Genomic DNA, 11,829 nt, shown 5'->3' with positions numbered 1-11,829 from the left:
GTAACTGTAGTGTCCCTAGTTGATACTCATTGTCATATATACATGCCAGCATTAAAGTCAAGACTCGATGACGTCTTGTCAAGAGCTGCCGGTAGGGGCTTAATACGCTTGTTGGTGGTGGGTGCTGACGAGGCCTCAAGCTTTGAGGCCCTATCGCTGGCAAAGGAGATATCTTCGATAAGGACATTCGCTGCTGTCGGCGTTCATCCACATGACGCTAAAGAGTTAAATGGAGTAATACCTGAAGAACTCATTTCTTTGGGTGAAAACGAACATGTCATTGCCATAGGGGAGACGGGATTGGATTATTATCGCAACCTCTCCCCTGCCAGTGCCCAGCGGGACATCTTTGCAAAGCACATAGAGTGGGCCAAAAGCTTGAAAAAACCGCTGATATGTCATATAAGGGATGCTTACGATGAGGCGTTAGCTATCCTAAAGTCGGAAGGCGCCCATGAAGTGGGCGGGATTTTGCATTGCTTTCAGGGGAACAAAGATCATGCAATGAGGGCAATCGATATGGGATTTTATATCTCCTTTGCATGTAATATCACTTATAAGAAAAATGAAGCCTTAAGGGAGGTGTCCGCGTCCATTCCCTTGGACAGGGTACTTTGTGAAACTGATTCTCCTTATCTTTCGCCTGAAAATTCGCGGGGAAAGGTAAATGAACCGGCCAACGTGAGTTATGTTTATGAGACCATAGCTTCATTGCGGGGCATGCCTTTTGATGAGTTAACAAAAGTTGTAATGGAAAATTCGATGAGTCTTTTAGGATGGTAATTTATGAGAAACTACGATTTTTTTAATTACGAGATTGTTGCGGAATGTCCTCATACAGGAGCAAGAGCTGGAAGGCTTTTAACTCCTCACGGAATCATAGAGACGCCTTGTTTCATGCCTGTTGGCACTCAGGCCACCGTCAAGGCCATGGCGCCATTTGAACTGGAGATGTTAGGAGCTCGGATCATCTTGTGCAACGCCTACCACCTATATTTGCGCCCAGGTATCGATGTCATTGAGAAAGCCGGAGGTTTGCACGAGTTTATGAGGTGGGATAGGGCCATTTTGACTGACAGCGGAGGTTTTCAGGTTTTTTCCCTGACCTCTTTCAGGAAAATAAATGATGAGGGTGTCGAATTTCAGTCTCACCTGGATGGCAGCAGGCACTTTTTATCCCCCGCATTAGTCATGTCAATAGAAGAATCGCTTGGCGGTGATATAGCCATGTGTTTCGATGAATGCACTTCCTACCCTATAACCGAAGACGAAGCTAAAGGGGCGACTTTTAGGACCATAAAATGGGCAAAGTTATGCAAGCAGGCCCATTCCAGGAAGGATCAAGCCTTGTTTGGCATAGTGCAGGGGTCGGTGTTTCCTAGTTTGCGCAAATATTGCAGTGATGCCTTAGTTGATATGGATTTTCCCGGTTATGGGATAGGCGGATTGGCCGTAGGCGAACCCAGGGAGTTGATGTATGCTACCTTGGAGCTAATGGATCAAGTATTGCCCAAGAATAAACCCCGGTACTTGATGGGCGTTGGCCATCCTCTTGACATGACGGAAGGGATTGCTAGAGGTATGGACATGTTCGACTGCGTCCTACCGACGCGAAATGCGAGAAATGGCTCCGTTTTGACGTCTAAGGGCAATTTAAACGTTCGAAGGCTTGAACTTCGGGAAGATTTTTCCCCCTTAGATCCGGAGTGCAACTGTTACGTATGCAAAAATTTTAGCCGGGCTTACATTCGTCATCTCCACAAAGCAGGGGAGATCTTGGCCTCAAGGTTATGTACCTGGCACAATCTTCATTTTATGTTAGAGCTTGCGCGTAAATCCAGGAATGCCATTATTGAAGGTAATTTTCCCCAACTCTTGGAAGTTTGCAAAAAAGTATTTGGAGATGAAACTGATTGAAAAAAGTTGCCGTATATAAGGTGGATAAATGGAATCCCGACGTTGAGGTAATAAAACTCGCCGCTAAAAAGATAAGGGAAGGATGTTTGGTAGCTTTCCCTACTGAGACCGTATATGGCCTTGGAGCGAATGCTTTAGACGAAGAGGCTGTAAGAAAAATTTTTCTCGCAAAAGGAAGGCCTCAGGACAACCCCTTGATCGTACATGTAGCAAGTCTGGAGGCGGCACAAAAGATCGCTTACTGCAGTCAAAGGGCCTTAAACTTAATGAAGGCATTTTGGCCTGGCCCATTGACGTTGGTCATGAAGTCAAAAGAGATAGTTCCAAAGATTACAAGCGGAGGGCTTGACACTGTTGCTATAAGGATGCCTTCTCATCCGGTGGCGCTTGCGTTGATAGAAAAATCAGGTATACCCATAGCCGCCCCTAGCGCAAACACTAGCGGAAGGCCCAGTCCCACAAACGCTGAGGCAGTCTACGATGATCTGGGAGATAAGGTAGATGTCATACTGGACAGCGGTCCAACCGATGTTGGCGTCGAGTCCACAGTCATCGATGTTACGGGAGAAAGGGTGGTGCTTTTAAGGCCGGGAGGACTGCCCGTTGAGGCCTTGGAGAGTTTTGGCGAAAGGGTAATACTGCCTGAGGGCTTAAATCGAAACGAAAGAACAGACGAAAAAAGAAGGTCACCTGGCACCCGCTACAGACATTATGCACCGAGTTGTAAGGTTTTGTTGTGGAAGGAAGGCGAGGATTGGCCCGAGCTTGAAGTCAAAAAGATTGGTTATTTGGGCATAAGGAAACCGCCTTCAAGCGTGGGCGATGATGTCATCTTATTTGAATCTCTCGAACATTATGCTCGGGGGCTGTTTATGGCTTTAAGATACCTTGAAAAGAGGGGAGTAGAAGTAATCGTTGCTGATTATCCAAAGAAGGAGGGACTGGGTTTAGCCATTAGGGATCGACTTTACAGAGCGTCCTTGGGCTGAGTTTGACGAGAGGTTATGAAACATAGTATAATGATTAATTGCTTAGAACGTGGTTGAAATGAGGGTAGGTGGCGGAAAGGTAGACGCGCTGGCCTCAGGAGCCAGTGGGCAAGATGCCTGTGGGGGTTCAAATCCCCCCCTGCCCACCATTACATGTCTAAATTATATACATAAATCCCTTCAGAAACGCAGAATATCCATAATTACCTCAAATTATGGAAAAGGTCATTTTGTGATATTGACAGAGTCTTTGGCATCTGTTATCATGTTCGCTTGCATTATAAGCAGTTATTCCCTTTTAACCCATCAAAAACATAGAATAGGGAGGTCGTTGCTCCCATGCCGGAGTTTGTAAAAATGGGGAGAAAACGCAAAAGGTTAACCTTTGGCCCTTCAAAGGAGCTAGTTGCTCTACCTTATTTAGTCGAGTTGCAACATGAATCATATAGTTGGTTCTTGCAACCGGATGTTCCTCCAGATTACAGGAAATCCCAGGGGCTTCAGGAATTGCTCGAGGAGATTTTCCCGATAGAAAGTTATGACGGATCCTTTGTCATAGAGTTCGTGCGCTACTACATCGACCCACCCACTTTGACTGAAGAGGAGGCCAGGCAAAAGGACCTGACATGGTCGATGCCGTTACGTGCCACTGTTCAGCTTGTAAATCGCAATACAGGTGAGATAAAAGAAGAAGAAATTTTCCTCGGAGATTTCCCTGTCATGACGGATAGGGGAAGTTTCATAATTAACGGAACGGAAAGGGTTGTCGTGAATCAGCTTGCTCGTTCCGCTGGTGTGTATTTTAGCATCGAATCGGGTTCACCGGGACAGGAAGTGTGTAAAGCTAAAATAATTCCCGATAGAGGCGCTTGGCTCGAATTTGATCTTACTCCAGGTGACGTCTTGTCCGTGAATATAGACAATCGCCGCAAGGTGCCAGCAACCGTATTGCTGAAGGCCTTTGGCCTTAAGGACAACACAGAGTTGCTGAGAACATTTGGCGGTGTTGAAGAGGAAGTCGACCTCGTCGAGGAAGATGTTAGAGGACGTCTGATAGCGGAGGATATCATAGATGACGCAGGACATGTCATCATACCCAAAAATGACCGCCTTACTAAAGAACACGTGGAAAAATTGTGGGATAGCGGCCGTACGAAGGTGAGACTGTGGAATGTAGATCCTGTTTTTCCCGCTACGCTTGAACGTGACGGGACTGACTCTTCGGAAGAAGCGATGTTGGAGATTTTTAAGCGCATGCGTCCCAACGAACCTCTAAGGGTAGAAAACGCAAAGGAGTACGTTAACTCACTTTTCTTCGATACGAGGCGTTATAACCTTGGTCGAGTTGGAAGATATAAGCTAAATCGAAGATTAGGACTTAATATCTCCGAAGAGGTTCGATTGCTCACAATCGAGGATTTAATAACGATAACTAAGGGAATACTTAACTTGAGAGATGGAATAGAGCGAGAGGACGACATAGACCATTTGGCCAATAGGCGCGTGCGTTCAGTCGGCGAACTTCTTCAAAATCAGATCCGCATCGGATTGCTGAGGATGGAACGAATAGCAAAGGACCGGATGACGACCACACCAGACCTTTCTGCAGCAACTGCACATGATCTTATAAACATACGTCCAATTTCAGCGGCTATAAGGGAATTTTTCGGTTCGAGTCAGTTATCCCAATTTATGGATCAAACTAATCCTTTGGCCGATGTAACTCATAGACGCAGGTTGTCAGCCATGGGACCTGGTGGCTTAACAAGAGAAAGGGCTGGTTTTGAGGCCAGGGATGTGCACCCCTCTCATTATGGCAGGATATGTCCGATAGAAACGCCGGAAGGTCCAAATATCGGATTGGTTACCTCATTGGCCAACTACGCTAAGGTGAATGAATACGGATTTTTAATGTCGCCTAAACGAGTCGTTAGGGACAGCTATGTCACTGACGAGATTGTGTATTTACCAGCTGACGAAGAAGACGAGGCTTTCGTGGCAAGAGCGAACATTCCGCTCGATGAAAATGGTCGAATTAATCAAGAAGACGTACACGTCAGACATCGTGGCTCCATAGTTATAGTGCCTCCTGAACAAGTCAACTATATCGACGTGACGCCAAAGCAGATAGTATCAGTATCGGCAGCTTTGATTCCCTTTTTGGAGCACGATGATGCTAACAGGGCATTGATGGGATCCAATATGCAACGACAAGCCGTTCCTCTGATACAAAGCGAGGCCCCCTTGGTTGGGACTGGCATAGAGGAAAAGGTAGCAAGGGATTCGGGTTCTTGTATCTTGGCAAAAAAGGCAGGTACCGTTACATACGTGGACGCCAATAAAATCCAGGTTACTGCCGATGACGGAGAAATCGATACCTATACCTTGATCAAGTTTAGGAGGTCAAATCAGGGCACAGTTATACATCAACGTCCTATCGTTAAAAAAGGCGATGTTGTTGAGGCAGGTGATTTCCTGGTAGACGGGCAAGCTGTCGATCAAGGCGAGCTGGCCCTTGGAAGAAACGTGTTGGTCGCCTTTATGGGGTGGGAAGGTTACAACTTCGAGGATGCTATTCTCTTGAGCGAGAGGCTCGTAAAAGAAGATGTATACACCTCTATTCACATAGAGGAGTATGAATTAGATGCAAGGGATACGAAGTTAGGGCCCGAGGAGATCACTAGAGACATACCTAATGTTGGTGAAGATCAACTGAAAAATCTGGATGAAAGAGGGATCATTCGAGTAGGAGCCGAGGTAAGGGCGGGAGACATACTGGTTGGCAAAGTTTCTCCAAAGGGAGAAACGGACCAAACACCTGAGGAAAAGTTGCTGAGGGCCATATTTGGAGAGAAGGCGCGCGAGGTTAGAGATACTTCTTTGCGTGTACCTCACGGTGAGGGTGGTAAGGTGGTTGCCGTAAAAAGGCTTTCCCGAGAAGAATATGGAGATGATCTTCCCCCAGGCGTCAACGAAGTTGTTAAAGTTTTTTTGGCCCAGCTCAGGAAAATAACCGTTGGGGACAAGATGGCCGGGCGTCACGGCAACAAAGGCGTGATTTCTCGCATCTTGCCAGTCGAAGATATGCCTTATTTATCGGACGGCACTCCAGTTGATGTAGTCTTAAATCCCCTGGGCGTGCCAAGTCGTATGAATCTGGGGCAAGTGCTCGAGACTGTGCTGGGACTCGTGGCCTATTACAATGGATGGAACGTGGCTACTCCGGTTTTTGAAGGCGCTTCGGTGGAAGAGATATGCGAGTATATTGAAGAAATTCGAGATCGCAAATTCCCTGATCTTACGAGAGACGGAAGCATTGTCCTTTACGATGGTAGGACTGGCGAACCCTTCGAAAATAAGGTAACCGTGGGATATATGTACATGCTTAAGCTTATTCATCTCGTAGATGACAAGATTCACGCACGATCCGTTGGTCCTTATAGCTTGATTACGCAGCAACCTTTGGGAGGAAAGTCCCAATTTGGTGGGCAGCGGTTCGGAGAGATGGAAGTATGGGCTTTAGAGGGGTACGGAGCAGCCCATACCTTACAGGAGATGTTGACAATCAAGTCCGACGACGTGCAAGGGCGACTTAAGACCTTTGAAAGCATTGTTAAAGGTCAAAATATAGGCAGCCCTGGCGTTCCGGAAAGTTTCCGAGTGCTGATCAAGGAACTTCAGGGATTAGGTCTGGATGTGCAAGTGCTATATGACGATGAAAGCATAGGGTATGCCGAGGAGGAAGAAAAACACCTGAAGAAAGAGCCGGAGAAAAAACCGGTCGAAACACAGGCGAAAGAAGAAGCGAAAGTAAAATTGGAAGCCAGGATCTTTGGAAATCCAAGCGAAGAAGAGGTTGACCCTGAGGGGGATGATGCATAAATGGATAAGCGTGAGATTGTTGGCGTTCGAATTAGATTGGCAAGTCCGGAAAGGATAAGAGAACTGTCAAGCGGCGAAGTGAAAAGGCCGGAGACGATAAATTACAGGACGCTTAGGCCTGAAAAAGACGGGCTGTTCTGCGAGCGTATATTTGGTCCTGTGAGGAGTTATGAGTGTGCATGTGGAAAATATAAACGCAACGGACCAAGGTTTAAAGGGATAATTTGTGATCGCTGTGGCGTGGAGGTAACCGACAGCAAGGTAAGGCGGGAACGGATGGGTCATATAGAACTGGCATGCCCCGTTGTTCACATTTGGTATCTGCGCGGTATTCCGAGCAGGCTTAACTTGTTTTTGGGGACGACAGCCAAAGATTTGGAGAGAGTAATTTACTTCGCGCCTATTAGGAGAAGAGAGCTTTTGTATAAGGTCGTCATGGAGGGCAAAAGGCCTGATTTGGCCAAAAAAGGCGATCTCATTCCTGCCTGTGAAGAGCGCATACATAGGCATTATGATCCAAAGTTTAAGGCAGAAGAGGCTTATCGCATTACTAGCGTAGATGATCTACCCTTGAAGGATGGGGATGTGCTCTCGGCTCAGCAGGTATCTCGTTATCGGACGGAGTATGGGGATGACCTCTTTAGGGTTGAGCCGGCTTACACTATAACCGAGATCGAAGAGGGTGCAACCCTGAAGGTAGGGGACGTAGCAAGCCAGAGTGATATCGAACGACTTAAAAAGCAAGGCATAAAAGTCGAATTTGAGAGGTTGGCCATCAAGAATCAGGAAGCCTTTTTGGTAATCGCTACAGTTCGCCTTCCCTTCTCGAAAGATGACATAGTTTCAGCGTCGGAGCTGCAGCTTTATATGAAAAATTATCCTGAAAGGTTTGCTTCTCAGCAGGAAACTGTGGTCGTCGAAGATCCGTCGTATATAGTGATCGATGGCAGCGATTCTCCTTTCGAACAGTGCGACATCATAATAGAAAGGGAACAAAAGTTATGTAAGGCTTACGATAAGGACTTTGCGGCTGGCATCGGAGCTGAAAGCATTTTAGAGTTGTTAAAGATAATAGATATAGATGAATTGGCTGCATCATTGAGAGAGGAAACCGCAAATTCGACGGGTCAAAAGAAGCGCAGGCTGATAAAGCGCCTGCAGGTTGTCGAGGATTTTAGGAAGGGCGACAGTAAGCCCGAATGGATGATATTAAGCGTCTTGCCCGTAATTCCTCCTGATCTGCGACCGATGGTACAGTTGGATGGAGGAAGGTTTGCTACATCTGATTTAAACGACCTTTACAGGCGTGTTATAAATCGAAACAATCGGTTAAAGAGATTGCAGGAACTTCGTGCGCCCGAGATGATAATCAGGAACGAAAAGAGGATGCTGCAAGAGGCAGTTGATGCCCTGATAGACAACGGCCGAGTTGGCAAAGCTGTCCTAGGAGCGGGCAATCGCCCCCTTAAAAGCTTAACGGATTTGCTAAGGGGGAAGAAAGGTCGTTTTCGTCAAAATTTACTTGGCAAGCGCGTTGATTACTCGGGAAGGTCTGTAATCGTTATAGGACCTGAGTTAAAACTATACCAGTGCGGATTGCCAAAGGAAATGGCCTTGGAGTTGTTCAGACCCTTTGTGATGCATAAGTTGATAGAAAAGGGCATAGCTTCAAATGTGAAAGGGGCAAAACGCATAATAGAGCGCAGAAGGGATGAAATCTGGGAAGCCTTGGAAGAGATAATAAAAGATCATCCCGTCATGCTAAATCGTGCTCCCACGCTTCATAGATTGGGAATCCAGGCCTTTGAACCATTGCTCATGGAAGGCAAGGCCATTAGGCTGCATCCCTTGGTCTGCACTGCATTCAACGCTGATTTCGATGGAGATCAAATGGCCGTGCACGTTCCTTTATCCTTAGAATCCCAAGCTGAATCCAGAGTGCTGATGCTTGCAGGACACAATTTATTATCGCCGGCGCATGGGCGGCCTATAGTCACGCCCACACAAGACGTAGTGCTCGGAATATACTACTTGACAGCCATGGTCGAAGGCCAAAAGGGAGAAGGCATGACCTTTAAGGATATAGAAGACGTACTTATAGCACTTGACCACGGGAATGTCCATCCCCATGCAAAGGTCAAAATGCTGTGGGAAGGAGAGTTCATTGAAACCTCTCCTGGAAGGGCTTTGTTTAACAGCGTGCTTCATCCATCTCTCAGATATATAAACAGACAAATAGCCAAGAAGGATTTAGGGTCAATGTTAGATCTGGCTTTTGATAAGGTAGAACACGAAGATCTCGTAAAAATGCTGGATGACATTAAGTTCTTGGGTTATAAGTGGTTTACTAAAAGCGGTGTTTCCTTGAACATTGATTCCGTCGTCACTCCTCCCGAGAAGGAAGAAATTGTAAGAGAGGCCATGAAAAAGGAAAGCGAGCTGAATGCTCAATATGGCATGGGCATTTTGACAGAGGATGAGTACCTCAGAGAAACAGAGTTGCTTTGGACGGAAGCGGCGGCAAGAATTGCAGACTGCATCTTAGAACACATGGATGGATTAAACCCTCTTCGAATGATGGTGGATTCCGGAGCGCGTGGCAGCAAAAGCCAGCTATCGCAGTTGTCCGGTATTCGAGGGGTTATGGCCGACCCATCGGGCAAAGTCATTGATTATCCCATCATATCGAACTTCAGAGAAGGCTTAAACATGTTGGAATATTTCATTTCTACCCACGGAGCAAGGAAAGGGCTTGCTGATACAGCTTTGAGGACGGCCAAATCGGGATATTTGACGAGACGTCTCGTTGATGTATCGCAAGACTTGATCATCCTGGAAGAGGATTGCGGCACCGATAAGGGCGTATTTGTAGCACCCTTGCTTCAAGATGGCAAAGTTGTGATTCCTTTGAGCGAAAGGGTATACGGAAGGACTGCGCTTGAAGATGTGCGACATCCGCTTGAAGGGACAGTACTCGTAAAAGCGGGCGAAATCATAGATCAAGTCAAGGCCGAAAACATAGAAGCGGCAAATATCGAAGGCATATGGGTAAGAAGCCCCATGACTTGTGCCTTACGCAACGGTGTATGTCAAAGGTGTTATGGTCTTGATCTGTCCACGAGGAAGCCCGTTGCCATAGGAGAATCCGTAGGCATTGTCGCTGCCCAATCGATTGGAGAGCCTGGCACTCAACTTACGATGAGGACATTTCATACCGGCGGAGTCAGGATCACGGGAGAGGATATCACCCAAGGCTTACCCCGCGTCGAACAGTTGTTTGAGGCGAGAAAGCCTAAAAAGATAGCCCTACTTTCTGAAATTGACGGTACAGTGGTTGAAATCCGAGATATGGGAGGAAAGAGAAAGATAGTTATACATTCGGATAGCAGGGATGAGAAAACCACATTTAATGTGCCATCGGCCCAGCTGCTTTTGGTGGAAGAAGGAGATGTCGTCAAAAAGGGCCAGATTTTAACGGAAGGCTATATCGATCCGCAACAACTGATGGAAGTAAAGGGGATCGAGGCCGTTCATACATATTTGGTCGATGGAATACAAGAGGTTTACAAATCCCAGGGAGTTTCGATAAACAACAAACATATTGAGGTCATCTTGCGTAAGGTAGCTCCGATGAACAAGGTGCGCATAGCCGATGAAGGTGATACTTCTTACGTGGTTGGAGAGATAGTATGGATAGATGAGCTGGAAAAGGAAATTCAAGAAATCCAGAGCCACAATCAGCGTTGCCTGGATGAATCAGTTGCCTTGTTAAAGGGCAAGATTTTGAGAGATGTTATCGGCAAGGGATCTTTAGAGCATGCGGCGCAATATAAAGGGGAAGTACTCGATGAACAGGCAATAAAAATTCTGCTTCAACCCGGCACAGCGCTTACAGAATTGATCGTAGAAGACGAAGGGGAACTAGTTCGTGTCATAGTTGGAGAGTCGCTTTTCCGGCGCGAACTTGAGGGATTAGAGCTCCTTGAACCCTACGAAGTAGGCGACAGAGTGCGCATTGAGGCCAACTCCCCCTTAACCATCAAACAGCTTGCGCTTATAACCCAAGATTTGCGAAAGCCCTTGCAGGTTTTGGATACCGATAAGCTGTTCTCGCTCTGCGATGTCACTTATTTGGCTGAAGATGTCCTTTGCGATGGGGAGGTCATAGCACATAAAGATGCACTCTTAACGAAGGATATAGCTCTGAAGTTGAAGGAAAAATCGATCAAGGAAATCAAAATATGGAAGGCACCCGAGACCATAGATCTATCCGACGCAATTCAGGAATATTTGATCAGCAAGATTTGGGGACGCTCGCTGAGCAAGGTCATCGATTCAAGTGGTAACGAACCTGAGGACATTCCTCCCATTGTCGATGGCAGCATAGTTCGCGGAATAATCGAGGGCAAAACAACAGCTATTGAAGCAGACGGTGAGATTTACTCGAGGCAAAAGATACTGCATAGCGTGATGACAGAAAAGATCTATGGCAAGGTTTTGCTGGAACCGGTGAAGGATAATTTGGGCAATATAGTGGTTTCTGCCGGAACGGAGATAAATCAACAAGTCCTGGAGCGCATCATAGAGGTTGAACCTACAAAGATTGTTGTAAGACCCATATTGGCCCTTTCTCAAGTCGAAAGGTTAATTCAAAGGGTTATCTTCGTGAGAAAGCTTCGCCAAGAGCCAATATGGAAACCGGTGTTATTGGGGATCACCAAGGCTGCCCTTGCAACTGACAGTTTCCTATCTGCGGCATCATTCCAGCAAACGGCTCAGGCCTTAGCTTCTGCTGCCGTTCGTGGCGAAATAGATTATCTGAGAGGTTTAAAGGAAAACGTCATAATTGGACATCTGATTCCCGCTGGCACTGGAGCAGCCGCAAATCGCAACTTTGAAATAGTGGAAGCCGAAGGAGAAATTTTGTACGAACCTGTGTCCGTGGATCGTTCATGATAAGGTGTATTTCGATCATGGGGTCGACCTGCAAGGAAGACCCCACTTGACATAAAGTCCCAGCGTTGATATTATTCCACGGTGC

General features: G+C 46.6%; 5 protein-coding genes and 1 tRNA gene. All 6 read left to right on the top strand.

Annotation, left to right across the window (positions count from 1 at the left end):
* The first annotated feature begins 9 nt into the window (after positions 1 to 9).
* The 6 genes from AC5SXE_RS08770 (at position 10) to rpoC (ending at position 11,744) form a co-directional block, all read left to right on the top strand.
* Positions 10 to 783, top strand: coding sequence for a TatD family hydrolase (locus AC5SXE_RS08770; RefSeq protein ID WP_493917197.1), 774 nt, complete (start codon positions 10 to 12; stop codon positions 781 to 783).
* Positions 784 to 786: 3 nt separating this feature from the next.
* The gene (gene tgt / locus AC5SXE_RS08765; protein WP_493917196.1) at positions 787 to 1,917 is read left to right on the top strand and encodes a tRNA guanosine(34) transglycosylase Tgt; all 1,131 of its coding nucleotides are present in this window, start codon (positions 787 to 789) and stop codon (positions 1,915 to 1,917) included.
* On the top strand, positions 1,914 to 2,906 hold the full coding sequence (locus AC5SXE_RS08760; RefSeq protein WP_493917195.1) for an L-threonylcarbamoyladenylate synthase: 993 nt from the start codon (positions 1,914 to 1,916) through the stop codon (positions 2,904 to 2,906). The genes tgt and AC5SXE_RS08760 overlap by 4 nt, the downstream gene beginning before the upstream one ends.
* Positions 2,907 to 2,968: 62 nt before the next feature.
* Positions 2,969 to 3,055 (top strand) — tRNA-Leu (locus AC5SXE_RS08755).
* A gap of 190 nt (positions 3,056 to 3,245) precedes the next feature.
* Entirely contained in the window at positions 3,246 to 6,788 is a 3,543-nt protein-coding gene (gene rpoB / locus AC5SXE_RS08750; RefSeq protein WP_310849060.1) for a DNA-directed RNA polymerase subunit beta, read from the top strand.
* Complete coding sequence (gene rpoC, locus AC5SXE_RS08745) at positions 6,789 to 11,744, top strand: DNA-directed RNA polymerase subunit beta' (RefSeq protein WP_493917194.1); 4,956 nt, start codon at positions 6,789 to 6,791, stop codon at positions 11,742 to 11,744.
* Positions 11,745 to 11,829: the final 85 nt, after the last annotated feature.

The sequence above is a fragment of the Acetomicrobium sp. genome (genome assembly GCF_059026225.1).
The sequence above is the reverse complement of the archived record's forward strand: the minus strand, read 5'-3'. Positions and strand labels throughout refer to the sequence as shown.